Raw genomic sequence first — 25,320 nt, 5'->3', positions numbered from 1 at the left:
TTAAGGACACATCGAAGGTGCGGCCAGCGTGTTTCTGAATTGATGAAAGCAAATCAACACCGTCATTCCGGGCTTGACCCGGAATGACGGATGAGGGGCGGTTCTGAACTTTGCGCAGCACAGTGCTAGGCCGCATTCGCCAGTGGCGCACTGATCGCTTGCACCGGCAGACGGCGGGTGGCGACGGCTTCGCGTACTTCGGCGTCGTGAAAGATGCCGACCACACCAGCGCCGCGTGCGCAGGCCTCGCGGATCAGTTCGATCACCACCGCGCGATTGGCGGCATCCAGCGAAGCCGTCGGCTCGTCGAGCAACATCACCGGCTTTTCGGTGATGAAGCCGCGCGCTACGTTCACACGCTGCTGTTCACCGCCGGAGAAGGTGGCCGGCGGCAAGGCCCACAGGCGCTCGGGCAGATTCAGGCGGGCGAGCAGGCCAGCGGCGCGCTGGCGGGCTTCGGCTTGATCGGCGCCCATGGCCAGCAGCGGCTCGGCCACGATGTCTTGCGAACTCACGCGCGGAATCACCCGCAGGAACTGGCTCACGTAACTCAGCGTAGAGCGGCGCAGTTCGATGATCTGCTGCGGGCTGGCACGGGTGATGTCGATGCGCGCCAACGTGCCGGCTTCGCGCAGCCAGATCTGACCGCTGGCGGCCAGGTAGTTGGCATACAGACAGCGCAGCAGCGTGCTCTTGCCCGCACCAGACGGGCCGTCGAGCACCAGACATTCGCCGCGCTCCAGCTCGAACGAGATTTCCTCCAGTACCGGAATACGCACCCCACCCTGCGGGTGCAGGGTGAAGTGTTTGCTGAGTGTGCTGACCTTGATCAGGGTGGATTCATGCATGGGATTCTCCGTAATGCCAATATCAAGTAAAGCCCGGACCACCGTTCGCCCTGAGCGTAGCGCAGCGAAGTCGAAGGGTTGGCCCCCGCCATTCATGCTTCGACTTCACTCGCTTCGCTCCTTACGCTCAGCACGAACGGCCAACGTTTTGCCATCTTCGTAAAGCGTCAATGAGCGCAGCGTATTGCGCCGAATGTTGTGTTAAAGCTCACGCCGCCAACACCGACGACACCAACAACTGCGTGTAAGGGTGCTGCGGGTCGTCCAGCAGTTGATCGGTGAGGCCGGTTTCCACGATGCGGCCGTGGCGCATCACGATCAGGCGGTGGGCCAGCAGACGGGCCACGGCCAGATCGTGGGTGACCAGAATCACCGCGATGTGCAGTTCGGCTGCGAGCCGGCGCAGCAGGTCGAGAAAGCGGGCCTGCACCGACACGTCCAGCCCGGCGGTGGGCTCGTCCATGAATACCAGACGTGGCTCGGTGACCAGATTGCGGGCGATCTGCAGGCGTTGCTGCATGCCGCCGGAGAAAGACGTTGGCGCGTCGTCCAGACGCGTCTCATCAATCTCCACCCGGCGCAGCCAGTCCAGCGCCACCTCGCGGATGCTGCCGTAATGGCGACTGCCGACGGCCATCAGGCGTTCGCCAATGTTGGCGCCCGCTGACACGCGCATGCGCAGACCATCGCGCGGGTTCTGCCGCACAAAGCCCCAGTCCGTGCGCCACAGCTCGCGCAGACGCGCATCCGGCAGGCTCGCCAGATCAGTCATGCCTTGGCCGTGGATGTCGTAAAGCACACTGCCGGCGTCCGGCTGCAACTGGAATGCCAAAGTGTTGAGCAGGGTCGATTTTCCCGAGCCGGATTCGCCGGCGATGCACAGCACCTCGCCGGGATAGAGATCAAAACTGACCTGTTCGCAGCCGATGCGATTGCCGTAGAGCTTTGCCAGATCGCGCACCTGCAGAAGCGGACTCGTGGGTCTCATGCTGCCATCTCTCCTTTATGTCCTGCCGCCTGACGGTCTGCGCAGTATTCGGTGTCGGAGCACACGAACATGTGGCCGCCGGCATCGTCGAGAATGACTTCGTCCAGATACGCATCCGTGGCCGCGCACAGCGCACAAGGCGCTTCCCAGCGTTCGATGCTGAAGGGGTGGTCGTCAAAATCCAGCGAGCGCACATCGGTGTAAGGCGGCACCGCATACACGCGCTTTTCGCGGCCTGCGCCGAAGAGCATCAGGGCCGGGTTGCGGTGCATTTTCGGGTTATCGAATTTCGGAATCGGCGAGGGGCGCATCAGGTAATGGCTGTTCACGATCACCGGATAGTCGTAGGTCGTGGCGATGCGGCCGTGACGCACGATGTCCTCGTACAGCTTCACATGCATCACGCCGTATTCCGACAGCGCGTGCATCGTGCGCGTCTCGGTCTCGCGCGGCTCCAGCCAGCGCAGCGGCTCCGGAATCGGCACCTGGAAGACCAGCGTCTGGCCCTCGGCGAGCGGCGTTTCCGGGATGCGGTGGCGGGTCTGAATCATCGTCGCCTCGCGCGTTTTCTCCGTGGTGGCGACACCGGTCACCTTGCGAAAGAAGCTGCGGATATTGACCGCGTTGGTGGTGTCGTCCGCACCCTGGTCGATCACCTTCAGCACATCCTTGGATCCGATGACCGAGGCCGTCACCTGGATGCCGCCAGTACCCCAGCCGTAAGGCAAGGGCATTTCACGGCTGCCAAACGGCACCTGATAGCCGGGGATCGCCACCGCCTTCAGCAGCGCGCGGCGGATCATGCGTTTGGTCTGTTCGTCGAGATAGGCAAAGTTGTAGCCGGTTTGCATGGGTGCGTTCATTCGGCAAGCTCCTTGGGTTTGACCGATTCGCGAGCTACACGCAGCGCGCGCTCCGCCTCCCATTCCGCGCGCAGGCGGCGCAGCAATTCGAGGTTGGTCTGGAAATCCACGTAATGCGGCAGCTTCAAGTGCTGCACGAAACCGGAGGCTTCCACGTTGTCACTGTGGCTCAGCACGAACTCTTCGTTGTTAGCCGGCTGCTCGGTGTCTTCGCCCAGCTCGCCAGCGCGCAGCGCGCGGTCGCACAGCGACATGGCCATCGCCTTGCGTTCCGCATGGCCGAAAGCCAGCCCGTAGCCACGCGTGAAGTGCGGCGCCTGCGTGGCACTGCCTTCGAAATCATTGATCAACTGGCACTCGGTCAGCTCCACTTCGCCGATCTCCACCGCAAAGCCCAGTTCATCAACGAAGACTTCCACCGGCACCGCGCCGAAGCGGATTTCGCCAGCGAAGGGATGGGTGTTCGAGTAGCCGCGCTGGGTGGAATAACCCATCGCCAGCAGGAAGCCTTCGTCACCACGCGCCAGATTCTGCAGACGCGTCGCGCGGTCTGTCGGGAAGAGCAGCGGCTCGCGGGTCAGGTCGAAAGGCGCAGCCTCGTCACCCGTTTGCCGGCTTTGCTCCAGCAAGCCTTGCTGGCCGAGAATATCGCTCACGCGCGGCGCGCAGATCGGTGCCGCATCGGCCACCGTGGCCGGGCTGGCCGGCGTGCTCTCATCGAGCAGGCTGAAATCGAGCAGGCGCTGGGTGTAATCGTAGGTCGGGCCGAGCACCTGGCCGCCGGGCAGATCCTTGAAGGCTGCCGAGATGCGGCGTTCGATGCGCATGCGGGCAGTGTCCAGCGGCAGGCTGTCGGCCAGGCGCGGCAGCGTGGTGCGATAGGCGCGCAACAGAAAAATGGCCTCGATCAGATCGCCCGCCGCTTGCTTGATCGCCAGCGCGGCCAGCTCTTCGTCATACAGCGAGCCTTCGCCCATTACCCGCGCCACGGCCAGGCGCATCTGGCTGCGGATCTGGGCGATGGAGAGTTCAGGCACGCGGGTGTCGCCCCGCCGGGCTTGGGCCAGCAGTTCGTGGGATTGCGTGATGGCGCGTTCGCCACCTTTGACGGCTACATACATATCAGCCCTCTTCCTTGATTTGGGTGGTGCGTGGCAGGCCGGCAATGCGTGTGTCGCAGCACAGAAGCATGTCCACGCCAAGGGGGAAACGCGCCCGGTTCTCGCGCACGAAGGCGCTGGCGGCCGCGCTCCAGCCGCCGACGCCAAGTGCCTGGCTGTGTTCGATGCCTGGGCCGCGCAGGCTCAGCGGGCCAGTTGCGTTCAGTTCCGCCACTTCGATCAGCAGGGTCGCGGAACGATCCGGAAACGCGGGTTCGCCCAAACGCAGCGCATCCAGCGGCGGCAATTCAACCAGCGCGCCGAGCAGCACGAAATGCGCCTCGGCCAGATCCGTCGTGAGCGGGCAGCCGCAGTGAAAGCGCAGGTAATGGCCGGCAGCCGCATCGCGCAGGGCGGGCGACAACCATACCGGCGTGTCCTTGTCGGCCAGCGCCAGCAAGACAGCCGATTGCGCCGCGCCCACACCGGGCGGCGGGGCGGGCAATGTCAGATGGGCTTCCAGCGGGCAGATGCGGCCGGGGCGGGCGAGCGTTTCAAGCACCGCGCGGAAGCAGGCCTGTGCGTCATGCACGGGGTCGGCAAAGCCGGGCTGCAGGTGGGCGAGATCGAGTTCTACGGCCTGATTCATCAGTCTTCTCCGCGCACAAGGGTAAAGAAATCGACCCGGCTCGCGGCGACTTCGGTCGCGCGCTGCTGCTGGCGCGCCTGCTCGGCGGTGGCGAGTGCCGTGATCACCTCGGCGTGCACACGTGCAGCGGATTCCGGTTGTTGCAACAGCGCATCACACAGCGCGATCATCTCGGCCTGCCGCGCGCTGCGCCCGCGCACCGTGCCTACGCCTACCGTGCCATCGGCCAGGCGCAGCGTGCAGCGAGTCAGGGTTGCTTCACCCAGATTGAATTGCGCGCCATCGCCGCCGATGCGCGCACGCAACATGACCATGCCGGTTTCAGGGCGACGCAGCCAGGTGAAGGCAGGCGTCTCGTTCAGCGCCGCAAAGCGCTCGGCCAGCAAGCCAGCCGGGCTGCGTGCCAGCAGGCCCAGCGCACTGCGGCGGTCGGTGTAGTCAGTCATGCAGGTATCCATATTGGTGTAAACGTATAGACAACTTGGCGTGGTTGATCGGGTTCTTTTTTGCGTTGTTGTCGATTATTCCCGGTGTACATGAAAGTTTCGTGAAGCCCGGCTATTCTTGTCGCACAACTGGGAGCCAAGATGAGTCTGGAACGAGGAAGTGGCGTCGCCGTGTGGCGCCAGATTGAAAGCGCATTGACCGAAGACATCCGCCAGCAGGTGTTCGCCGCGGGCGAGCGCCTGCCCAATGAAAGCGAGCTGGCCGAGCGATTCGGCGTAAATCGCCACACCGTGCGCCGAGCGCTCGGCGTGCTGGAGCGCGGCGGCCTGATCCGCGTGGAGCAAGGGCGCGGCACCTTCGTGCAGGATTACGCCATCGACTACACCATCGGCAAGCGCACACGCTTTTCGCAGAATCTGGAAAACGTCGGCCTGGCTTCCAGCATGGAATTGCTGCGCGCCGCCGAACTGCCCGCCACCCCGGAAGTCGCCAAGGCCCTGGGGCTGCGGCGCGGCGCCAAGGTGGTACAGATCGTGACCGTGGGTCGTGCCGAAGGCCGGCCGATCAATATTTCCACCAGTCATTTCCCGGCGGCCCGTTTTGCCGGCATTGGCGAACGGGTGCGCGAGCTGGGCTCCATCACCCGGGCGCTGGCCGAATTCGGCGTGGATGACTACACGCGCGGCGCAACCAAAGTCACCGCCCGCCTGCCGGACAACGAAACCGCCCGCCTGCTCTCCCAGCCGCGCACCCGGCCGGTGTTGCAGGTCGAGTCCATCAATCTGGATGCCGCAGGCGCGCCGCTGCAATATTCAGAAGCCAGTTTTTCCGGCGACTGGGTGCAGCTGGTGTTTGATCCGGGGCAATAAATCCGGCCCCGCAAAGTGCGCTTGCAGGTGCCGGGAGGCGTGGTGGTACTGTTATCATGCCAACGTGCTGGGTGAGATGGCTATCAGCAATCAGTCATGAATGGACGTTCGAGCCGTATGCCGAAAGCGGGCATTCAAGGGCGCCGCAGGGAACAATGAGCGAAGCGAATTGCGCCGGATGGGGTGATTCTGGCGCGAAATGCTTTAAATAAAGATCCCGCTACTCCAAGCAGCAACTGCTTGTGAAGATCAACCGCCAGAAAACGCGGGCTTGTGTCGATGTGTTTGTAGCGCGCCATCCGAAAGTCTCCAGAGTCAATGTGTGTTGAAGTCTTGCGATGACAAATCGTTCACCGCAGAATGCGGACTTCTGTAGATTTTTCTACATCCTCGTTAGACATTCGAGTTCATTCTCAAAACATGTTCGCTTCTGTCCAAAACTATTTGCATACACTCTCGACAGACAGCAAAGGGCGAGCCGCAATCCATTTCTCGGCTGAAGTGCATGAGTTCTCAACCATTGTTAGCAAGATCGTTGAAACACTGCAGATCTATCACTCCGTACATCCTGAGATTGATGCTGATCCAAAGCATGTCGCCTTTGGTCTTATGACCAAAGGAGCCAATACACTCATGGCAGGCTTTGAGCTTGCCCTTACGGGATATTTTTGGGAGCCCCAGATTCTCTTCAGGAGTGCACTCGAAGGGTTTGCAACTGCTTGGGATATTGTTAACAACCCTAAACGATTTGCAGTATGGCAAGCCGGAAAGAAATTTTCTTCGACTGATAGCATTTCAAACCTGAAGAAAGAGATCGAACCTGTTGGGAAGATGTATGGCTTCTTATCTGAAATGTATGTTCATACATCACCGATCAACAGTTCTCCACCTATGTTTGTCTCGCAGGGCGAGGCTAAATTTCAGTTTTTTGGCTATCTGCCTCCAGACAAAGAGGACGTAAGAAAAGGAGAGGTCTACGTCGCATTGCTCACCAGCTTTGTTTGTCTCCAGCTTACTGAGATCATCTTTCATAACTACGCCAAAGAGCTTGAAACAATCGAGAAAATTCCTGGGACAGACACGGTATCGACCAAAGTGAGTGCTCGCCATCGAAAATTTGTTGATGCTGCTATGGCGCACTTCTCAACACGCTCAAAGGATCCATCCGCATGCTTCTAATTTTGCGTGATCGCCCCCAAAAAGTGCCTAACGAATTCCGTCGAGAGGAACCGCCCACAAGCTGCGCTTGTGGGTTCCCAACCGTCCGCAACGAGTCACTTTACGATAAGTGCTTATGAAACCGCCACTACCCGCTCTTGGTCTTGTGTTGGCCGTCGCCGTCGCCGGGTGTGTTGACGGCACCGTTGATGGCGTTAAAAATGCTTCCGGGGAAACTCCCGTCAAGTACGTTACTTGTTCGCCCGGCGAAAAGTCATGTTTTGTCTCGGCTAGATTTAAAGATCTCGACTCATGCCAATTCCACAAAGAGTGGTCAGAAATGCTCTGCGATAAAATTTCCACTCCTGGAAAAATGGTGTGTACCACTGAACAATCATCTGTTGCATCGGCGTATTGCACGCTTTAGCTATGTGTCGCGCGTCGAGAGGGACCACCGACAAGCTGCGCTTGTGGGTTCCCTTCGCGGCTTCGCCGCTACGGCGGCCCATCACGTCAAACATTAAAACGTCCGCTTTCCAAAAGCCCGACCGTCCTCAGCGGCTCGAAACACACACTCAAAGCACCCATCTGAAGAGCCGCATCAGGCGGACTTCTCCAGCATGGCTGCCCGCACTGACAGGCGCAGTGCGGCTCTTCGGGCATGCCTCAAAAATCCCTCAGCCATGTGCCGCGAGGTGCTGCCACGCCACCCACGAGCAGCTTGCCCTGGCGCTACTCACGGCCCATTTCTGAAAATACCCGCTGACCCGTTTTGCATTGGTGCGGTCGGCCTTCTGCCTTCGGCAAACCCCAGTAATGCCATCCCCGGGCCCGGCGCGATTGCGCTTCGGAAGTCTGGCGCAGCACGTAGGGTGCAATAAGCGTTAGCGCATTGCACCGGATGTTGGCGCAATCACCTGTAGGCGAGTTCTTTTGTCGCAAGCTCCCGGTGCAGTGCCCTTCGGTTATTGCACCCTACGAACAACCGCTTTCAGCCAGCACGCGGACATCATGGCAACAGCGCCGTGATCAAGTTCTGTGGATTGCGACAATACTTGAATTCAATACCCTGCCGCCTTCTCTACCTGCATTCCCACGCCTCCGCGTGGGAACAGTGAAACCGCTGCGGGATCGCGAGTCACGCGACCCCGCATGTCCTTAGTTGGCAGGCATGTCTTTTCGCGCGGCTACGCCGGTAGCAGGGAAGTCGGTGAATACACCGTCAATGCCCAGCTTGAAGTAAGCCTGCATTTCTACCGTTGGGTCCTTGAAGCCATAACCGCTGGCATCGTTGCGGAAAGTCCAGGTGTGCACCAACAAACCCTTGGCATGGGCGCGTTCGATCACCCCGGTGGATCCATCGACTCGGCGGTCGTTGATGGTGATTGTTGTGTCGCCAGTACGCTCGACACCATCCGCCACGGTCTTCAACAAATATGGCTTCCAAGGCCCGATCGCGTCGGCGTAGGTCTTGACGAAGGTGAGGCCGGTCTCGGTCAGCAGGTCAGAGAACAAGCGCGCATCGCTCTTTACAACAAAGTCGTAGGGCTGGCGGTACGGCGCTACCAACGACATCGATCCGTCGGCATTGACGTCATCGGCATCGATCAGTTGCACCAGGCGAATGTCGGTCTTGGTGTTCAGGTATTGCAGGTTCGACACCTCGAAAGACTGGATGAACACTGGCGCACTGGCTGTGTTGCCATAGGCTAGATGCAGCATCGTCACCAGTTTGTCTTCAAACACCTTGGCGCCGAACAGGCCTTCGTGGAACGTTGAGTGCTTGATCTCCGGGTAGATACCGACGGATCGGCCAGCCTTGGCCGCCTCTGTCTTGACCATTGCGATCACCTCGGCCAGCGTCGGAATTTCGTACAAGCCATTCGATCCTTGCGGTCGGCTGGCATTCGACTGCAGGGCACGCAGTGTCTTGATTTCGGCCAGGGTGAAGTCGCTGGCAAAATAGGCGGTCGTCGAAACGCCATCGACATTTCTGGTGCTCTTTCGAGAGCTGTCAAATTTGACGGCAACGTCGGTAGTGCCGTCGAGCATCGGCTCATGGCGGGCGATCATCTCACCATCCTTGGTGAGTGTCAGGTCGGGCTCGATATAGTCCGCACCTTGCTCGATAGCGAGTTTGTAGGATGCCAGCGTATGTTCAGGCAGCGTACCCGAGGCGCCACGATGGCCGATTACCAACGGAGCCTTGCCGTCCAGTGTCTTCCAGGTGACTACGCTGGAACCTGAAGAGCTCGCGGCGTTGGTTTCCGGCGCAGAACTATCACCACCACCACCGCAGGCGGCAAGATATCCGATCATGCCAAGGCTTATTGCCGAGATGGTTAGCAAGCGCCAGACAGGTGCCGGGCGGGCTGAATTTGAAGCAAACATTGAACGTTCTCCTGAAGAGGGAAATGGCCATTCGAACCATTCAACAATCATCCTTCTCGACCATGTCAATCGAGTGACAAGATAATGACAAATCAAAGCAGATCCATCTGTTCAAACTGAGTCAGACCTTGGGCGTCAAAGAGCTCATCAAGCGCCCACAGGGTTGCAGCTAGTTCAATGGGATTGCAAAGTCCGACTGGCATCCCAGCCTTGCAGAGTGCGCAGGTTCTTTTCCCTGCGCACGCGGTTCAAGGTCATCACTCATGCTTGGCGCTATTTGTGGGACCGATGGTGCGCAAGCCTTCGGCTTTCGCACCCTACGAAGGTCTTTTTTTTGGCCGAAACACGCAATCAAAACACCCACCTGAAGACCCGCACCCGCCGGACTTCTTCGGCATGACTGTCCGCACAGGCAGGCGCAGTGCGGCTCTTCGGGCATGCCTCAAAAATCCCCTCAACCACGTGCCGCCCGGTGTTGCCACGCCGCTCATGAGCAGCTTGCCCGGGCACTGCGCACAGCCTATTTCTGAAAATACCCGCTGACCCGTTTTGCATTGGTGCGGTCGGCCTTCAGCCTTCGGCAAGCGCGTGTGATGCCATCCCGGGCCCGGCGCGATTGCGGCTCTGAAGCCTGGCGCAGGCTTCCAGCTCATTTATTCGTCTACACGAATCTGTAAAGAGCGCTGTGTATTCTGGGGGTTTCCAGGACGGGGCAAGGAACATGCAAACCATCGAGACACTGCGCTCACTGGGCCGGATCGTGGGCGGTAAGGTGTTGAGTTCTACTGGCTGGTCTGAGGAGGCGGTGCATCTTGCAGACGGCCTGATTGGCGGTGCGCCCACGACGGGGCAGCGTCTGGATGCGCGCGGCTGTGTGGTGCTGCCGGGCATTGTGGATTTTCATGGCGATGCGTTCGAGCGCCAGATCATGCCGCGCCCGAAGGTGAGTTTTCCGCTGGATGTGGCGATGCTGGAGACAGATCGCCAGCTGGCCGCGAATGGCATCACGACGGCCTTGCATGGCGTGACGCATTCCTGGGAAGGCGGGCTGCGGGGCGAGGCGACGGCGCGGGTGCTGTTCGCAGCGCTGGACCGGCTGGCGCCGCGTTTTCTGGTGGAGCACAAGGTGCATCTGCGCTACGAGGGGCATCACCTGGCGGGCGAGGCGGAGGCGCTGGGCTGGCTGAGTTCGGGGCGGGTGAGTCTGCTGGCTTTCAATGATCATCTGCCGGGCATGCGGCGCAAGCCGCAGAAGTGGCAGGAATGGGCGGATCGCGCCGAGACGGATCTGGTCGGTTTTGAGCAACGTCTGGAGGCCGCTGAGGCACGGGGCGCGGAGGTGCCGGGTCTGGTCGGGCGTCTCGCGGCGCATGCCCGTCTGCATGGTGTGCCGATGGCCTCGCACGATGATCAAAGCATCAGCGTGCGGGGAAGTTTTCAGAGTCTGGCGTGCCGGATTTCGGAATTTCCGCTGACCCTGAGCGTGGCCGAACATGCCCGCGCGCAGGGCTCGCCGGTGGTCTGCGGCGCGCCGAACGTGTTGCGCGGTGGCAGCCATGTGGGGGCTCCACGCGCGGCGGATCTGGCGCGTGACGGCTTGTGCAGCATTCTGGCCTCAGACTATTACTATCCGGCGCCGCTGCATGCCGCCTGCTTGTTGGCGGCTGATGAACTGTTGCCGCTGGAAGCGGCCTGGGCGCTGGTGTCGAAGAACCCGGCAGCGGCTCTGGGCTTTGAGGATCGCGGTGAAATTGCCGTCGGCAAACGCGCTGACCTGATCGTGCTGGATGTGCAGGATCTGCGCGCGCCGCGTCTGGTCGCCACCTTGAGCGGCGGGCGCATTGTTTATCTGGCTGAAGGAGAACGTCTGCATGGCTGAGCCCCGATATGCGGTGCATTACGCGCCACCGGAAGACTGCGCACTGGCGCAGGCCAGCGCGCGCTGGCTGGGGCGGGATGCGTTTTCAGGTGAGCTCTTCGAGCAGCCGGCCTTCGGCGCCATCAGCCCGGCGCGTCTGGCCGAGCTGACCGCATCGCCCCGGCGCTATGGTTTGCACGGCACGCTGAAGCCGCCGATCAGCCTGCGCGCAGGGCGCACGCTGGCCGAATTCGATCAGGCGGTGGCCGCGCTGGCCGCGCGCCAGGAAGCGTTCTCCTTCGAGGTGGAGATTGCACAGCTGTCAAAATTTCTGGCCTGGCGCCCACTCACCGAAGCGGCAAGGATCTCTGCGGTGGCCGCGGCCTGTGTGACGGAGCTGGACGAATTCCGCGCGCCAGCAGGGGAAACCGAGCTGGTAAGGCGCCGCGCGGCAGGCCTGAGCGAGCAGCAGGAATTGATGCTGCAGCGCTGGGGCTATCCGTATGTGCTGGATGAATTCCGTTTCCACCTGACCCTGAGCGAATCACTGCAAGGCGAGGAGGCGCGCCAGATGCTGGCGATGCTCAAGGCGGGCGGCGCCGGGCTGGCCATCGGGCCGCTGCGCTTCGATTCGCTGGTGATGCTGATGGAGCCCGCGCCGGGCGCGGATTTCCGCGCGATTGCGCGCTATGGCTTTGATGGCAGCGTGCGCCGTTACCCGGGCTGGCCGGCATGAGTGGCGCGGGCCTGGTCTATGTGGTTGGCGCCTCGGGTGTTGGCAAGGACAGTGTGCTGGCGCAATTACGAGAGCTGCTGCAGCTAGAGGACCGGGTCGCCGTGGCGCACCGCTACATCACTCGCGCCGCACACGCAGGCGGCGAGAATCATGTCGCCCTGAGTCAGCCTGAATTCCTGCTGCGGCGCGCGGCCGGTTGCTTTGCGCTGGACTGGGAAAGCCACGGCCTGCATTACGGCATCGGCCGCGAGATCGAACTGTGGCTCGCCCGCGGCATGCAGGTGCTGATCAATGGATCAAGAGCGCATGCCGTCGTGCTGCGCGAACGCTACCCGGCGGCCCGAGTGGTCGAGATCGTGGCGGATGAAGCGGTGCTGCGATCACGCCTGCTGGCGCGCGGGCGCGAAGATGCGAGCGCGGTGGAAGCCCGCCTGGCGCGCAATCGCCAACTGGCTCCCTGCCCGGTCGATCTGCAAATTGCCAATGAAGGCCCGCTGGAAGACGCCGCGCAGGCCTTGCTGCGCTTTGCGCGGGAGATCTGATCCTGAAGCGCATGCAAGGTGCGCGGCCATGGGTGAAAACCTTGGGCTTGAGGGTAGTCCCGTTTATTCAAGCTTTTGACATCAAAATTCCGTCGTTCCCGCCCTTCGACAAGCTCAGGACAGGCCGGGCTTTGCCCGAGCGGGAATCCTGTGGCGTTCGCGAAGTCACTGGGTTCCCGCCTTCGCGGGAACGACGTGGGAGTGCTTGTTTGTTCTTAAGTGGACTGTCTTCGGGCTTGAGGGGATTTTCGCCGGTCTTTGGTTGTAGTTTGTAAGTCCTCATGCCTTTCGAAAGGAGCGCGAGCCCTCCGCTCAGGGCGCCGTCTGGAAACGATCAATCCAGGCCTGCAGCTGATCGGCCAGCACCAGCAACTGGCGACTTTCGGCTTCGCTGGCCCGCGTGGCCTGTGCGTTGGCATGCGCATCCTGAACAATCTGACGCATGCTCGTCGCGATGTCTCCGGTGAGTTGCTGCTGTGCGCTGACCGCACTGCGCACGACGTTGGCGGCCTGATCGGCATGCTCGGCCTCGCCGTGAATGGTCTGGATCGCGTCCTGCAAACCGTCCAGTTCCTGCATGCCGGACAGTAGCTTGTCCGTCTCGCTGCGGATGCTGAGCACACTCGCGACGATGGCATCGGCAATCCCGGCAATCGTATTGTTGATTTCATGTGCCGCGCTGGAGCTGCGCTCGGCGAGGGTGCGCACCTCGTCCGCCACCACTGCGAAGCCCCGGCCATGCTCACCGGCGCGTGCCGCTTCGATGGCGGCATTCAAGGCCAGCAGATTGGTCTGCCGGGCCAGTTGCTCGATCAGGCCGGTGATCGAACGGATCTCGTCGGCCCGCTCTGCCAGGGCTTCTACATCGCGTGCGGCCTCGTCAAAGGAAGCAGCGGTGCGCTGCATGGTGGTGACCACACCGAACACCGCCTCGCCGCCCAGGCGGGTCTGCTCGCTGGTGCGACTGGCGGCGGCCCGGGTGGCCTGGGCCGATTCGTCGAGATTGCCGATATTCCCTTCCAGCCCGGCCACATGCACAGTGACTGCGGCCGCGATGACTTCGGTGCGTCCTGAGGCCTCCGCCAGCGCCTGGGTGGACGTCGACACCCGATCAGCCGCCACGCGCACCTGGCGCGCCCCCTGAGCGACCGCTGCGAGCAGCTCGCGCATGCTGGTCTGTGCCGCGTTGAGGGAGCACGCAACGGCACCGAGCTCATCGCGACTCTTCACCATGATCGCGCCGGAAAAGTCTCCATTCGCCATGCGTTCGGTCGCTGCGCACAGTGCCTTAACGCTCTGCCGGATATCGCTCTGCATGCCAAGGAAGAGATACAGCAGCAGCGCGACCAGGGTCAGCGCAAACAGGCTTTGCAGCAGGATCTGGCGCTCCAGTGCAGCCTGACGCTTGTCGATGCTCGATTCCAGCAGGGCTGAAGCCAGGCCCGAGACGGCCGCCACGGCCGCGCGCGCCTCGGCGACAGTGGTCTCGATGCCACTGGCGGGCACCGCGAAGTTTTCCTGCAAGGGCCCCAGACGCAGGGCTTCAATCGCCGCGGTCGCCTGGTTGAACAAGTGGTTCTGCGCTTCCAGCAAGGCATCGGCGCGCGTGCCATGCAGCGCGACAAGGAAGCGGATGCGCGCATCGGCCTCGGCCAGGCCACGCTCGATCAGGATGGTGGCGGCCAGCAGTTGCTGGCGATCACGCTCCACCAGGGTGGCGCTACGCATTGCGCTGACGCCCACGGCGCGCGCTTCTGCCAGCTGAAGATCCAGTTGCGGCAGGCTGTGCTGCACCAGCCCGGCGCTCAGATCGAAATCATGCAGCCGCGTGGCGAGCGCCTGCACGCCTTCGCTCAACTGCTGCTCCTCGCTGCGAAACCCCTGGTGGATCTTCCAGGCCTTCAAGGGCCGCGTATCCGCAGCCTGCGGCCCGATCTCCTGCCAGCGCGCCAGCGCCACTTCCGCCAGCGGACGCACAGAGTCGCTGGCCTGCACCAGCGGATCCGCCAGTATCTGTTGCAGACGCGCCTGCAGGCTGTCAGCCAGCTGATTGCGTTGCGCCGGGTCCGGCTGACTCATGCCGCCAACATCATGAGCAATGATCTCGCGGCGCAAGCGCTGGGCCTCGTTCATGCTGCGACTCAGCGTCAGGCTCTGCCGAGCTTCGGCCACCGCAGCGAGGCTTTGCCATTCCTGTCTGGCCAGCTCAATGATCGCCGGCAGGGAAGCCAAGGCCAGCAAGGCGCCGAGCAGGATGAACTTGTGCGCAAAGCGCAGGCGCTCAGACAGAAAGCGCGCGGGTTGGAATACTGCAGAGAAAGCCATAAAAGCCCCGGAATGATGTTCTTGGATGGAAGGGTCGAGCGCTTCACAGCAACGACCTCCGGGCTGGCCTCTGAAGGGCTGAAACAGATTAAATATTCGTGACAGCAAGCCCCTTACACGCATTTTTCGGCACGTGGTCTACGCTATTTCAGCGTGCATCAAGCGTGCTGCAGAAATGCCATCAGGATTCAGGCCGGGTCACGAAACCGATCTTGCTCAGCCCCGCCTGCGCGGCCTGGCTCATGATTTTCGCCAGCGGCTCGTAACGCGCGGCCTTGTCGGCATGCAGATGAACCTCGGTGAGCGGCTTCTCGCGGCCCAGCGCAGCCAGGCGTGCGGCCAGCTCGTCAGCCAGAAGCGGCTGTGTGTTCCAGTAGAGCTGCCCGGCTGCGTCGATGGAAATGTCTACTTTGTCGGCAGGCGGCTGATGGCTGGAGCTGGCACGTGGCAGGTCGAGTTTGACGGCGTGCGTGAGCAGCGGTGCGGTGATCATGAAGATCACCAGCAGCACCAGCATCACGTCGATCAGCGGAATCATGTTGATCTCGGCGCGCGGCACGCCGCGCCCGGCGGCACCGGGAGTGAGGAAGGCCATGCTCAGCCCTCCCGCACACAGGCCGGCAGGGGCTGGCCGGTGATCAGGTAGTGATGCAGATCGTGCGCCAGTGCATCGAGCTCGGCCAGCAGGTGCTGGCTATTGCGCGAGAAGGCGTTGTAGGCCAGCAGCGCCGGGATTGCCACCGCGAGGCCCAGCGCGGTCATGATCAGCGCTTCGCCGACCGGGCCGGCGATCTGTTCCAGCGAGGCGGCGCCAGATGAGCCAATCGCGGCCAACGCGTTATGCACGCCCCACACCGTGCCGAACAGGCCGATGAAGGGTGCCACAGCGGCGACTGTAGCGAGCAGGGTCTGCCCGTTGTCGAGCTTGGCGCCCTCTTCGCCGACCACGCGGTTCATGCAGCGCAGGAGCAGGTCTTCCTCTTTGCCGCTGCCGCTACGGGCGACTTCTTCGTGCACCTGCAAGGAAATGCGTGCCAGTCGTGCAAAGGGGTGAGACGCGGCGACTGCGGCCTCGCGCTCGCTGCCCCAGAAGGCTTGTTGAAAGCCGCGCGCGCGCTGGAAGAGCTGCCACATGCTGAAGGATTTGGAAAAGATGCAGCCCCAGGACAACAAGGACATCAGCGCCAGCAGGCAGAACAGGGTGGCGCCCAGGGCGTCGGTGTGGGCAAAGAAAAATTCGATGAGTTGCATGACTTACTCCAATGTGAAATCAACGGGGATCTGGACAAGGCTGGCGACAGCCCGCTCGCCCTCGCGAGCCGGATCGAAGCGCCAGTTGCGCACGGCCTCGGTGGCGGCCATGTCCAGACGCGGATAGCCGCTGCTGATATGCAGCTTGACTGACTGGGCGCGGCCTTCAGCGCTGATGGCCACCTCAAGCATGACCCGCCCGGTCTCGCCGGCCCGGCGCGACATGGGCGGATAAGCCGGCTCGGGATTATTGAGATAGGCCGCGCGATACACCGCCGGCCGCAAGGCCGGCGCAGCTGGCTTTGCCACTGGCGTTTCTGCGGGGGCGACTGCTTTGGCGACCGGCTCGGGCGGCGCGGGCGCTGCTTGAACTGCCGCCGCGCTTGGCTGGGCTGCCGTACTGGCCAGCACCGGAGCCGGGGCGGCGGGCGTGGCACGCGGCACCGGCTGGGCGCTTGCAGGGGCGGGCTGCACTGGCGCCACAGGCGGAGCGAGCTCGACCTGCGGCGCTGTCGGCAACAAGGCCATCATCACGGGCGGTGGCGCAGCAGGACGCGGAGCCTGCAGCGGCCCGATCAGCAACAGCACCAATGCATGCAGCGCCAGCGCCAGAAGCCAGGCGGCCCACTGCAAGCGCCTGCCCGGCAGGGTTTGTTTGCTTCGACTCACTTCAGGTCCAGACTCCGTGCGATGTCGCGCCAGGGCACGTACTTGAAGTTCTGCGCCGCATCCGGCAGACGCTTGTAGCCATCCTGCAGCACCAGCATGCCTTCGCTGAACGCGCCGCCGAAATTCCGTGCGCTGACTTCCAGCCCGTCGGTATCCGACACGCCATCGATGCCGGCCTGCGCATTGATGCCGACCCGGAAGCCGCCGCGATAGCGATAAGGCGGCGCGGCATCGACCACCACGTAGCTGTCATTGCCCTGGCTGGAGGCAATCAGATAGCTTGCGGACGCGCCGTGATAAATCGCCAGGCCTTCCACATCGGCCACCAGCTCACGGCCTACGCTCATGACGAGTTGCGGCGCATCCTTGCTGTCGGCCCGCGCCGATACGGCCCAGATGCCGCGATCTTCTTCGCCAACGAAGAGGCGTGCCGCACGGTCATCCACCACGCAGCCTTCGGGCTGGGTCGCCACGCGCAGCTCGCGCAATTTGCGGCCGCTGAAACGTTCGCCATCGAAGTCGATGCGGTAGTGCGCGATGCGCCCGTCCTTGTCGTTGACGAAGGCTTCCAGGCCACCCTCGGTGGGCTGATACAGACACACGCCGTAGATGTTTTCCAGCCCGGTCGCAATCCGCCCGGCATCACGCACCTGGCCGTTGGCATCGATCTGGAACAGGGCCAGGGCCAGTTCATCTCGCTGGGTGGCAACCGCTAGGTCGAGCTGCTGCGCACCGAAGCGCACCTGCTGGCGCACGTCCACATTGTTCAGCCGGCCGGCTTCGAGCAGCTGGGTCTCGCGGCCCTGCAGGTCGTAGCTCAGGAGGCCCTGTTTCTTGTTGGTGCCCAGCACGCGCGACAGTTTCGGATCGCCCGGGTGAATCCAGATTGCCGGATCGTCGGCCGCATCGCCGAAGCGCTGCACCGGATCGGTCTGCACCAGCGGCGCGATCACGGGCAGGTTGGCAACTGCCCGGCGTGCGCCCGGCAGCGGCAGGTTCTGGGCGCGCCAGCCCGCGGCTTCTTCGCGCAGCCACAACTGGCCGTCGATCAGCGCCATCGCTTCACTCGCCGGCACACGCCGGCTGTGCTGGATGCGCCAGCCCTGGGCCGTGCGCGTGAGCAGATGCAGACGTTCGCCGCCCGCCTCCAGCAAAGCCAGCCCGCCGGGCAGCACGGTGACCGCACCCGCACCCGCCTGCAGCTTGCCCAAAGGCTTAGGTGCAGCGATCACGCTGCGCGCAGGCACGCCCTCGCCGCCAGCGGCATAAGCCCATAGTGCGGCGCCCTGCTCGGCCACGTAGAGGATCTGACGGGCATCGTCGGCACTGCAGGAATCCGCCTGTGGCGGCAGCGCCAGCTCGCGCAGCAGACGCGCCGGGCCGCCGCTGAGCAGCCATTGCTGGGCGCGACCATCCTTGCCCAGCAGGTAAAGGTGATCGAGCTGTTGCACATCGCGGAACAGGCACAGGCTTTCCACCGACCAGGCGGGGGAAGGAATGCGGCCGCGCTCGGTGAGCTTGCCGCCCTGTACATCAAGCAGCAGGGTCTGCTGGCTGTCCGAATCGAGCAGCACGGCCAAGGCGCCCTGTGCCTGCGCCCGGGTTTCCAGATGCTTGCCGCGCACGGCCAGACTGGCCTGGGGATTGCCGCCAGCGTCGAGCAGACTCAGCCCCTTCTTGCCGGCAAGCAGCCAGCCGCCATCGGGCAAGCGCGCGATCTCGTCAGCCTTGCGCGCGGCATCGGGCAGGCTGGCCGCAGCCACCAGGCTGGAAACGAGCCCGCAAAACAGGCCCAGACAAATCAGAATGAAACGGTGCATGCGTATTTATCCTTGTCGCCCCGGCCGAGCCGGGGCGATTCATGACATTTAAAAAACGGTCTTCAAACCGAGCTTGTAGGTGCGGCCGTAGGATTCGTACTGCGCATTGCGGCTGGCATTGCCGGCATACACGTAGTACTTCTCGTCGCTCAGGTTGAGCGCCTCGAACACCACCTGCACTTGCTTGGTCACGCTGTAGCGGGCCGAGAAGTCGTAATGCGTCTGGGCGTCGACGTACTGGTCCTTGTCCGCATCGCCGATATCAACCACTTCGAGCAGGTATTTCGATTTGTGGTTGGCTGCCAGGCGCAGGTTCCAGGGCCCCTGGTCATAGCCGAGGGTGAAGTTGAGCGCACGCTTGGACTGGCTGGGCAGCGGGATATCCCGCGCGGCGGCGCTGCCACCCGACTGACCGGCGATGCGCGCCGAGGACTGGCTGAAGGTGGCGTTCGTGCCCACCAGCAAGCCATTCCAGGGCGCCGGCAGGAAGCGCAGCGGCTGGGAAAATGCCAACTCCAGACCGGTGACTTGCGCCTGATCCCCGTTGGCATAGGTATGGGCCGCATCGAAGCTGGCCCAATCACCCGTGCCGGCCAGATCGGTGTTGTAGACAAAGTTGCGGATCTGCTTGTGGAAGGCGTAGGCCGAGACCACCCCGGCATAGCCCAGACGGCGCTCGATGCCCAGATCAAAGTTGCCGGATTTCATCGGCTTCAGATCCGGATTGCCGAACTCGGCCTCGTCGCCGTCGATCACAAAACCCGGGGCGAGTTGCTCGAAGGTGGGACGCACCACCGAGTTGCTCCAGGCTGCGCGTACCGTGGTGTCATTGTCCAGATCGCGACGCACATGCAGGGCGGGCAACCAGTCGCGATGGCCACTACGGGCCTGGGTGGCGACGAAATCGCCATCGCGCACGCCGGTGCCTTCGGCCTGGAAGCGCGTGGCCTGATAACGCACGCCGCCGAGAATGCGCCACAGGCCGATGCTGTAGGTGTTCTGCAGATAGGCCGCATCGGTCTTCTCGCGCATCGTGAAATCATTCACGCGGGATTGTTCATCATCCAGGTAGTCCGCGAGGTTCACGCCGTTCAGCAAGCCCTTGACGCCCGTATCACTGATGCCGGGGCCATAGTCGCCCCAGGCGTAGTCGACATTGCTGCTCAGGCCGCTGAGGCTCGGGTTGCCCAGATCGCCGCCATCCACGTCCCATACGGTGAGTTCGTTGGTCTTGGTGCGCCGGCTCGATTTGGCGCCGAACTTGACCTGGTTGTCGCCGCCCATGGCCTTGAATTTGCGGCTGAGGTCGAAGCGCAGGTTGCGCTCGGTGTCGCGGGTGTTCTGTTCTTCAAGCTCGATCGAATCCAGTTCGTAGTCAGCCGCATTGTTGATGGCGCTGCTGCTCAGCAGTTCGGGGCGCTGCGAATTGCTGAAACCAGCGGTATAGGTCTCACCCGATTCAAACTTGGCCGCCGCGATATGGCGTGGGCTCTTCTCGCTGGCCCGGCTGAAACCACCCACCAGCGCCAGATCCCACAGGCCCAGCGTGCGCTCGCCACCGAGCACGATGGACTGGATATCCTGCGTCTCCTTGCGCGCCTTCAGTTCGCGCGAGGACTCGGCATCGCCCAGCTGGCCTTCGGCCTGCGCATCGTCGAACTCGATATTGTGACGCTGACGCACTTCCTCATCTTTGTAGCGGCTCAGCAGGGTGCGCAGGTAGTACTGCTGGCCCTTCTCCGGGCGGAAATCGAAATTCACGCCACCGCCCACGCGCTCACGGGTGATCTGGTAGTCACGACGCTGGAATTCTTCCAGCTTGTCGCCGTCCCAGGCACCGCCAGTCTCGGTATTGGTGGAGCCGAACTTGCGCTGCGAGGCGCTCAGTGCAGCGGCCACGCCGAGCTTGTCGCCCAGAAAACGGTTGCTCCAGGCTGCGCCCATATTGGGGCTGGTCTTGCTGACCAGGGTGTCGTGGCTCGCGCCCGCTTCGACCGATGCAAACTGGCCCGGATGATCAAATGCGGACAAGGTTTTCACGTCCACCGTGCCACCGATGGAATTGGCGTCCTGATCGGGCGTGAGCGTTTTGCTCACTTCAAGCGAACGGATCAGACCGGCCGGCAGCACGTCCAGCGCCACGGCGCGGCGGCCGCTCTCGGGCGAAGGCACCAGGCTGCCGTTGATGGTTACGGAATTGAGATCCGGCCCCAGGCCACGGATACGCACATAGCGGCCTTCGCCCTGATCGCGTTCCACCGAAACCCCGGGCACACGCTGCAGCGCTTCGGCGGCATTGCTGTCCGGCAGCTGGCCGATGGCGTCGGCATGGACCACGCTCACCACGTTGTCCGCCATCTGCTGCACGTCCAGCGCGCTATCGAGGCTGGCGGCCTGACCGACCACCTTCACCTCTTTCATCACCTGCACTTTTTCCTTGGTCGCGGCAGGCGCCGGCTTGGCCTTGTCGCCAGCCGGTGTCGCCGTCTGCGCCAAAGCCGGGCCGGCCAGCGCCAGGCTCAAGGCCACGAAGATCGCCTTGCGGCGCAGCCCGGCAGCGGTGGCTGCGGACGAAGTATTCTGTTGCTGATACACGGTGCTTCTCCCTGAACGCGGGAGGCTCTGAGCGGCCACCCTTGATTGCGAAAGATGCGCAGCCTAGGGAGACCTGATTACAGTCCGGTTACACCTTTAGTCGTATGCAGCCCGAAACCCGTCATTCCGGACGATTCAGGACGGGTTCTGAGCTTTAATGCCCCGGCTAAGGCCTGTGCAGTCCGCATTGGAGCGATGCCTGCGTGATTTCGCGCAAAACAACTGAGCTGAATTCACCCCCCGGAGTGAATTCAGCTCAATTGCAACGCAACTGTCACATCCGCTTCATACGATGGCGCACCTTTCTGCACCACCTGCGCCATGCCCATCCTGCCCCGCTCTGCCCTCATCGTGATGCTCGTCGTCAGCTGCCTGTGCGCGCTGCTCTATGGCAGCCTCGGCACCGCCAAGGCCATGGCCGTCTGGAACTGGATGGATATCGTCGGCGAAGGCGGCACGGCCGTGATGTCGGCTATCTGGGCCTTGCTGATCCTCGGCTCACGGCCCAGAGGACGCGTCACTTCACTGCTGGCTGGCGGGCTCGCGGCGATCATGCTCGGTGCCTGGGTAGATTGTCTGGATGAATTCTTCAGCATCCCGCAGCAACAGCTGTGGGACAACTGGCTCGAATCCCTGCTCACCCCCGGCGGCATGCTGGCCCTCACCGCCGGCCTGTATCACTGGCGGCAAGAGCAATGGTCGCTTAACGAGCACATGCAGAAACGCGAGCGTTTATTCCGCGAGCATCGTTCCTTCGACCGCATCACCCAGCTCGCCAACGCCGATTACCTCCATCGCCAGCTGCGCATGGAGCAGGCCCGCCAGCCCGATGCCACGTGCGCGCTGATCCTGCTCGACCTCGATCAGTTTCACCGCATCAACCGCGAGCACGGCCAGCGCGAAGGCGACCGCCTGCTGCAAGCGGTGAGCCACCTGCTGCTGCTGAACATGCGCCCACAGGATCTGATCTGCCGCTATGCCGGCGACCGCTTCGCCATCCTCCTGCCAGCCACCACGGCAGGCCAAGCCGCGCAAATCGCCCTCCACCTGCAGCGCGCGCTGGCGGGGCTGGCCCACCACACCCGCACGGGCGAGCACTGTCTGCGCATCACGGCGCGCAGCGTCTGGGGCGTGCCGGGGGACGACCTGGAAGCCTTCCTCGCCGGACTCAACGCCCGCCTCGAAGACGACAGCCCGGCCATGGCCGCCGGCCTGGCCAGCGCCTGAAGCACGGAGCCGACGTGCTGCCTTGCTATCAACTCCACACCCGCTTCATCCCGGCGCGTTACCAGGCCGCGCTGCTGCTGGAGTACGCCGACGCACAGGATCTTTCGTCGCAGCAGGTGCTGGCTGGCAGCGGCCTGCACGAAGCCGCTCTGCTCAGCCCCGACGCCCGCCTCAGCCCCGCCGAATACCTGCATCTGCTGCACCGGATCAACCAGTTGCTGCCCGGTGCAGAAACCGCCTTGCAGCTAGGCCAGCAACTGCTGCCCGGCCAGCTCGGCCCGATCAGCCATGCCCTGCTGCAAGCACCCAGTCTGGGGCATGCCCTTGACCTGCTGCTGCGCCAGCAAACCTGGCTCAGCCCCTTGCTGGCACCGCACCTGATGCAGCTGGGTGACCAGACGCTGCTCTACTGGACCGATGCCTGCATCAGCCCGCGTTTGCGTGGCTTCGTAGTGGACATGATGATGGCGGCCGTCACCGGCATGAGCCGCTGGCTCAGCGGTGAACGCCTGCCCTGGCGCTATCGATTCAACCGCACCCGCCCGGCCAGCCTGGAGCAATACACGGTGCATCTGGGCAGCGCACTGCAATTTGACGACTGCCTCAACGCCATGAGCATTCCCACCACCTGGCTCGCCCAAGCCTGGCCGCGTGGCAGCCAGGCGCGCATGCAGCTCGCCCTGGATGAAGCAAGCCTGCTCACGGCAGGCGGCCCACGGGAAAGCCTGCTGGCCGCGCTCTACGCTCATCTCTCCCGCCAGCTCCGCAACACCCCCTGCCTGGAGCAGGCCAGCGCCGCCTTCGCCACCAGCCCGGCCACCTTCAAGCGCCATCTGGCCCTGCATGGCACCCATTTCCAGGCCGAGCTGGATCAGGTACGCACCCATGTCACCCTGCAACTGATCCACAACCAGGGCTACTCCAACGAGCAGATCGCCGCCTGGCTGGGCTTTCACGACGCCACCAACTTCCGCCGCTCCTTCAAGCGCTGGACCGGGCTGACCCCCTCCGTGCTACGCAGCCGTCTGCTGCCGGGAATCTAGAAGCCGCCTGAAAAGCCTGCACAAGGCATGGCTGAAGAGCCGCTTGCAGCCTTGATCTACAGGCAGGCACGCCCACAACGCTCGTCCGTATTGCATATCCAGGCATGCAAGCCGAAGAAGTCCATCCGGTGCGGCTCTTCAGGCATATCGAAATCAAATCCCTTCCCTCTACGTGTCCTTGCCGGCTACGCGCGGCGCCTCCGTGGGCTGTCGTACAGACTCCGTGAGCCGCACCCGCCAGAGCGGCATTGACGAAGAATTGCTCGAGGTCGTGGCCGGGTTCGACACCACGACGCCCAATTTCTGTCACGTGCGGTTCGGTAACGAACAGTCAAGCAAGCTTAAGAAGACTATTTTGCTTCCCTAATCAGGCATTTCACATTTGCCGCAGAGGACGCCGTGTCTTTTATTGCGCGGATACGTTTGATGCAATTGACCTGCATGCAACCCAAGGAACCATCATGAACATCCGTGCCTTCTCCCTGACCCTCATCCTGGCTTTTGTCTTGTTGGCTGCGTTCGCGAGCCTGAACTGGTTGGCATTGGCAGCCCCCAGCACCCTGGATCTGGGGTTTAGTGAAGTCAACGCCCCGCTCGGCTTGATCATGCTGGCGTTCTCTACGGCCATCAGCGGCCTGTTCATCGTATACATCGTGCTCATGCAAGCTGGCGTCATCCTCGAAGAGCGACGCCTGACGAAGGAGCTCAAGGCCCAACGCGAGCTTGCAGACACGGCAGAGACTTCTCGCTTCACAGAGCTGCGGGTCTTGCTGGAGGACGAACTGCGCAGGATCGAAGCGCAGAGTGCCGAATCCAGCCGCGAATTCGACGCCAGGATGGAGCTGTCGGAACGGGGCATGCAGCAGAATCTGAATGAAGCAACCGCAACTTTGTCGGCCTATCTTGGCGAAATCGAGGACAAGCTCGATCGCGTGCTGGTTCCGGGACACGCATTGGGCATGACACCGCAAGCAACGCGCTGAGCGCTGCCGGAGCGCGTCGCCGCCGTATCGGCCGGCATGCGGTGCACGCGCGGTGCACACCCTAGTATTATTTCAACAAGACCTGCCTGAAGACCCGCTCGCAGCCTTGACCTACAGGCAGGCATGGGAAACACGTCCGCCCACAGGGCATCTGCAGGTATGCATGCCGAAGAAGTCCGTCCGCAATCCAGGGTGGGGCATGGCCGCAACGACAACCCACCATGGGCATTCGACGAATCGTGGTGGATTGCTTCGCAAAGAGGTGAACGGCATTGCCGCCCTTACCGCTTTCGCCAATCCTCAAGCGCTGCGAGGAGGCTCAACGTACTTGGCAAGAAAGCGGCGCATGTCGCGCAGGTCGTCCATGCGCTCGGTCAGCGTCGCGTGGTCCCAATCCCACCAAGCGGTTTTTTCGACGGCCTCGGCAATCGCGCGGGGCAGGCGCGGCTTGATGGCGCGGGCCGGGTTGCCGCCGACGATGGTGTAAGCCGGCACATCACGGGTAACGATGCTGCCGCTGCCGATGACCGCGCCATTGCCCACACGCACCCCGGGCATGATCACCGCGCCGTGGCCGATCCATACGTCGTGGCCGATGCTGACGCGCTGCAGACGGCGCCAGTGGAAGAGTTCGGGATCGTCTTCGCCCATGCCGTACATCGAGGCGCGATACAGCATGTGATGCTGGCTGGGGCGCTCGGTGGGGTGAAAGCCGGGGTTGATGCGCACCATCGCGGCGATGTTGACGAACTTGCCGATGTCAGTCGCCATGACATCGCAATGGTGGCCGATGTAGCTGTAGTCGCCGAACACGCTGTGGCTGATCAGGCTGGAAGCCCCGACCTCGGTATAGCGGCCGAAGTGGCTGCTGCGGATGCGGGCATCCGGCGCAAAGCTTGGCGCTTCGGACAAGTGCAGCGTTGTGGAGGGGTTCAGGTTTTCGACGTAGGTGCTCATG

Annotated in this window: 22 protein-coding genes; 8 read left to right on the top strand and 14 right to left on the bottom strand. The window is 62.8% G+C overall.

The window, feature by feature from the left end; translation table 11 throughout:
- Nucleotides 1-125: 125 nt before the first annotated feature.
- From phnL to phnG, 6 genes are all read right to left on the bottom strand, one after another.
- Nucleotides 126-848, bottom strand: a complete 723-nt coding sequence (gene phnL, locus ABXR19_RS11810) for a phosphonate C-P lyase system protein PhnL (protein WP_354601335.1) — start codon at nucleotides 846-848, stop codon at nucleotides 126-128.
- A gap of 208 nt (nucleotides 849-1,056) precedes the next feature.
- Nucleotides 1,057-1,836, bottom strand: coding sequence for a phosphonate C-P lyase system protein PhnK (phnK, locus tag ABXR19_RS11805; protein ID WP_354601334.1), 780 nt, complete (start codon nucleotides 1,834-1,836; stop codon nucleotides 1,057-1,059).
- Entirely contained in the window at nucleotides 1,833-2,699 is an 867-nt protein-coding gene (locus ABXR19_RS11800; RefSeq protein WP_354601333.1) for an alpha-D-ribose 1-methylphosphonate 5-phosphate C-P-lyase PhnJ, read from the bottom strand. Before ABXR19_RS11800 ends, phnK begins: the two co-directional genes overlap by 4 nt.
- Nucleotides 2,696-3,820 (bottom strand): carbon-phosphorus lyase complex subunit, encoded by a 1,125-nt coding sequence (locus ABXR19_RS11795; protein ID WP_354601332.1) that lies wholly within the window; start codon nucleotides 3,818-3,820, stop codon nucleotides 2,696-2,698. The genes ABXR19_RS11800 and ABXR19_RS11795 overlap by 4 nt, the downstream gene beginning before the upstream one ends.
- 1 nt (nucleotide 3,821) lies before the next feature.
- A complete protein-coding gene (gene phnH / locus ABXR19_RS11790) occupies nucleotides 3,822-4,448 on the bottom strand; it encodes a phosphonate C-P lyase system protein PhnH (protein ID WP_354601331.1) in 627 nt (208 codons plus the stop codon).
- On the bottom strand, nucleotides 4,448-4,894 hold the full coding sequence (gene phnG / locus ABXR19_RS11785) for a phosphonate C-P lyase system protein PhnG (RefSeq protein WP_354601330.1): 447 nt from the start codon (nucleotides 4,892-4,894) through the stop codon (nucleotides 4,448-4,450). Before phnG ends, phnH begins: the two co-directional genes overlap by 1 nt.
- 141 nt (nucleotides 4,895-5,035) lie before the next feature.
- Here phnG and phnF point away from each other — a divergent pair, with 141 nt between their 5' ends.
- Both phnF and ABXR19_RS11775 read left to right on the top strand, forming a co-directional pair.
- Nucleotides 5,036-5,764 carry a phosphonate metabolism transcriptional regulator PhnF gene (gene phnF / locus ABXR19_RS11780; RefSeq protein WP_354601329.1) on the top strand — a complete coding sequence of 243 codons (729 nt, stop codon included), beginning with the start codon at nucleotides 5,036-5,038 and terminating at the stop codon, nucleotides 5,762-5,764.
- A gap of 420 nt (nucleotides 5,765-6,184) precedes the next feature.
- Entirely contained in the window at nucleotides 6,185-6,943 is a 759-nt protein-coding gene (locus tag ABXR19_RS11775) for a hypothetical protein (RefSeq protein ID WP_354601328.1), read from the top strand.
- Between the two features lie 1,137 nt (nucleotides 6,944-8,080).
- Here ABXR19_RS11775 and ABXR19_RS11770 read toward each other — a convergent pair.
- Nucleotides 8,081-9,241: a glycerophosphodiester phosphodiesterase gene (locus ABXR19_RS11770; protein WP_354601327.1), complete on the bottom strand. Its 1,161-nt coding sequence runs from the start codon at nucleotides 9,239-9,241 to the stop codon at nucleotides 8,081-8,083.
- A gap of 793 nt (nucleotides 9,242-10,034) precedes the next feature.
- Between ABXR19_RS11770 and ABXR19_RS11765 the strand changes: the two genes are divergently transcribed.
- From ABXR19_RS11765 to phnN, 3 genes are read left to right on the top strand one after another with little or no spacing between them, the layout of a single operon-like run.
- Entirely contained in the window at nucleotides 10,035-11,192 is a 1,158-nt protein-coding gene (locus tag ABXR19_RS11765; protein WP_354601326.1) for an alpha-D-ribose 1-methylphosphonate 5-triphosphate diphosphatase, read from the top strand.
- The gene (locus ABXR19_RS11760) at nucleotides 11,185-11,907 is read left to right on the top strand and encodes a DUF1045 domain-containing protein (protein WP_354601325.1); all 723 of its coding nucleotides are present in this window, start codon (nucleotides 11,185-11,187) and stop codon (nucleotides 11,905-11,907) included. The genes ABXR19_RS11765 and ABXR19_RS11760 overlap by 8 nt, the downstream gene beginning before the upstream one ends.
- Nucleotides 11,904-12,449 (top strand): phosphonate metabolism protein/1,5-bisphosphokinase (PRPP-forming) PhnN, encoded by a 546-nt coding sequence (gene phnN, locus ABXR19_RS11755; protein WP_354601324.1) that lies wholly within the window; start codon nucleotides 11,904-11,906, stop codon nucleotides 12,447-12,449. Before ABXR19_RS11760 ends, phnN begins: the two co-directional genes overlap by 4 nt.
- 312 nt (nucleotides 12,450-12,761) lie before the next feature.
- Here the strand turns inward: phnN and ABXR19_RS11750 are convergent, their stop codons facing one another.
- The 6 genes from ABXR19_RS11750 to ABXR19_RS11725 form a co-directional block, all read right to left on the bottom strand.
- The gene (locus tag ABXR19_RS11750) at nucleotides 12,762-14,774 is read right to left on the bottom strand and encodes a methyl-accepting chemotaxis protein (protein WP_354601323.1); all 2,013 of its coding nucleotides are present in this window, start codon (nucleotides 14,772-14,774) and stop codon (nucleotides 12,762-12,764) included.
- A gap of 181 nt (nucleotides 14,775-14,955) precedes the next feature.
- Nucleotides 14,956-15,369: an ExbD/TolR family protein gene (locus tag ABXR19_RS11745; protein WP_354601322.1), complete on the bottom strand. Its 414-nt coding sequence runs from the start codon at nucleotides 15,367-15,369 to the stop codon at nucleotides 14,956-14,958.
- Nucleotides 15,370-15,371: 2 nt separating this feature from the next.
- Nucleotides 15,372-16,025, bottom strand: coding sequence for a MotA/TolQ/ExbB proton channel family protein (locus ABXR19_RS11740; protein ID WP_354601321.1), 654 nt, complete (start codon nucleotides 16,023-16,025; stop codon nucleotides 15,372-15,374).
- A 3-nt stretch (nucleotides 16,026-16,028) separates the two neighbouring features.
- Nucleotides 16,029-16,694: an energy transducer TonB gene (locus ABXR19_RS11735; protein WP_354601320.1), complete on the bottom strand. Its 666-nt coding sequence runs from the start codon at nucleotides 16,692-16,694 to the stop codon at nucleotides 16,029-16,031.
- Nucleotides 16,691-18,514 carry a phytase gene (locus tag ABXR19_RS11730; RefSeq protein ID WP_354601319.1) on the bottom strand — a complete coding sequence of 608 codons (1,824 nt, stop codon included), beginning with the start codon at nucleotides 18,512-18,514 and terminating at the stop codon, nucleotides 16,691-16,693. Before ABXR19_RS11730 ends, ABXR19_RS11735 begins: the two co-directional genes overlap by 4 nt.
- Before the next feature lie 48 nt (nucleotides 18,515-18,562).
- Nucleotides 18,563-21,109: a TonB-dependent receptor gene (locus tag ABXR19_RS11725; RefSeq protein WP_354601318.1), complete on the bottom strand. Its 2,547-nt coding sequence runs from the start codon at nucleotides 21,107-21,109 to the stop codon at nucleotides 18,563-18,565.
- A 321-nt stretch (nucleotides 21,110-21,430) separates the two neighbouring features.
- Between ABXR19_RS11725 and ABXR19_RS11720 the strand changes: the two genes are divergently transcribed.
- The 3 genes from ABXR19_RS11720 (at nucleotide 21,431) to ABXR19_RS11710 (ending at nucleotide 24,362) form a co-directional block, all read left to right on the top strand.
- On the top strand, nucleotides 21,431-22,336 hold the full coding sequence (locus tag ABXR19_RS11720; protein ID WP_354601317.1) for a GGDEF domain-containing protein: 906 nt from the start codon (nucleotides 21,431-21,433) through the stop codon (nucleotides 22,334-22,336).
- Between the two features lie 14 nt (nucleotides 22,337-22,350).
- The gene (locus ABXR19_RS11715; RefSeq protein ID WP_354601316.1) at nucleotides 22,351-23,379 is read left to right on the top strand and encodes an AraC family transcriptional regulator; all 1,029 of its coding nucleotides are present in this window, start codon (nucleotides 22,351-22,353) and stop codon (nucleotides 23,377-23,379) included.
- A gap of 461 nt (nucleotides 23,380-23,840) precedes the next feature.
- Nucleotides 23,841-24,362 carry a hypothetical protein gene (locus tag ABXR19_RS11710; RefSeq protein ID WP_354601315.1) on the top strand — a complete coding sequence of 174 codons (522 nt, stop codon included), beginning with the start codon at nucleotides 23,841-23,843 and terminating at the stop codon, nucleotides 24,360-24,362.
- 300 nt (nucleotides 24,363-24,662) lie between these two features.
- On the opposite strand, the gene ABXR19_RS11705 is transcribed toward ABXR19_RS11710, so the two are convergent.
- Nucleotides 24,663-25,319 carry a DapH/DapD/GlmU-related protein gene (locus ABXR19_RS11705; protein WP_354601314.1) on the bottom strand — a complete coding sequence of 219 codons (657 nt, stop codon included), beginning with the start codon at nucleotides 25,317-25,319 and terminating at the stop codon, nucleotides 24,663-24,665.
- Nucleotide 25,320: the final 1 nt, after the last annotated feature.

The organism is Uliginosibacterium flavum, assembly GCF_040566545.1.
In the GTDB taxonomy this organism is placed as follows: Bacteria; Pseudomonadota; Gammaproteobacteria; order Burkholderiales; family Rhodocyclaceae; genus Uliginosibacterium; species Uliginosibacterium flavum.
Note: the sequence above shows the minus strand (reverse complement) of the source record. Positions and strands in the feature narration are given on the sequence as shown.

What these genes read in the sequence shown, in the direction of transcription:
- ABXR19_RS11775 (WP_354601328.1), top strand. Translation starts at nt 6,185, where the DNA reads ATGTTCGCTTCTGTCCAAAACTATTTGCATACACTCTCGACAGACAGC.
- ABXR19_RS11740 (WP_354601321.1), bottom strand. Translation starts at nt 16,025, where the DNA reads ATGCAACTCATCGAATTTTTCTTTGCCCACACCGACGCCCTGGGCGCC.
- phnK (WP_354601334.1), bottom strand. Translation starts at nt 1,836, where the DNA reads ATGAGACCCACGAGTCCGCTTCTGCAGGTGCGCGATCTGGCAAAGCTC.
- ABXR19_RS11800 (WP_354601333.1), bottom strand. Translation starts at nt 2,699, where the DNA reads ATGAACGCACCCATGCAAACCGGCTACAACTTTGCCTATCTCGACGAA.
- ABXR19_RS11760 (WP_354601325.1), top strand. Translation starts at nt 11,185, where the DNA reads ATGGCTGAGCCCCGATATGCGGTGCATTACGCGCCACCGGAAGACTGC.
- phnG (WP_354601330.1), bottom strand. Translation starts at nt 4,894, where the DNA reads ATGACTGACTACACCGACCGCCGCAGTGCGCTGGGCCTGCTGGCACGC.
- ABXR19_RS11730 (WP_354601319.1), bottom strand. Translation starts at nt 18,514, where the DNA reads ATGCACCGTTTCATTCTGATTTGTCTGGGCCTGTTTTGCGGGCTCGTT.
- ABXR19_RS11705 (WP_354601314.1), bottom strand. Translation starts at nt 25,319, where the DNA reads ATGAGCACCTACGTCGAAAACCTGAACCCCTCCACAACGCTGCACTTG.
- phnH (WP_354601331.1), bottom strand. Translation starts at nt 4,448, where the DNA reads ATGAATCAGGCCGTAGAACTCGATCTCGCCCACCTGCAGCCCGGCTTT.
- ABXR19_RS11710 (WP_354601315.1), top strand. Translation starts at nt 23,841, where the DNA reads ATGAACATCCGTGCCTTCTCCCTGACCCTCATCCTGGCTTTTGTCTTG.
- ABXR19_RS11745 (WP_354601322.1), bottom strand. Translation starts at nt 15,369, where the DNA reads ATGGCCTTCCTCACTCCCGGTGCCGCCGGGCGCGGCGTGCCGCGCGCC.
- ABXR19_RS11770 (WP_354601327.1), bottom strand. Translation starts at nt 9,241, where the DNA reads ATGATCGGATATCTTGCCGCCTGCGGTGGTGGTGGTGATAGTTCTGCG.
- ABXR19_RS11765 (WP_354601326.1), top strand. Translation starts at nt 10,035, where the DNA reads ATGCAAACCATCGAGACACTGCGCTCACTGGGCCGGATCGTGGGCGGT.
- ABXR19_RS11750 (WP_354601323.1), bottom strand. Translation starts at nt 14,774, where the DNA reads ATGGCTTTCTCTGCAGTATTCCAACCCGCGCGCTTTCTGTCTGAGCGC.
- phnF (WP_354601329.1), top strand. Translation starts at nt 5,036, where the DNA reads ATGAGTCTGGAACGAGGAAGTGGCGTCGCCGTGTGGCGCCAGATTGAA.
- ABXR19_RS11795 (WP_354601332.1), bottom strand. Translation starts at nt 3,820, where the DNA reads ATGTATGTAGCCGTCAAAGGTGGCGAACGCGCCATCACGCAATCCCAC.
- phnN (WP_354601324.1), top strand. Translation starts at nt 11,904, where the DNA reads ATGAGTGGCGCGGGCCTGGTCTATGTGGTTGGCGCCTCGGGTGTTGGC.
- ABXR19_RS11720 (WP_354601317.1), top strand. Translation starts at nt 21,431, where the DNA reads ATGCCCATCCTGCCCCGCTCTGCCCTCATCGTGATGCTCGTCGTCAGC.
- phnL (WP_354601335.1), bottom strand. Translation starts at nt 848, where the DNA reads ATGCATGAATCCACCCTGATCAAGGTCAGCACACTCAGCAAACACTTC.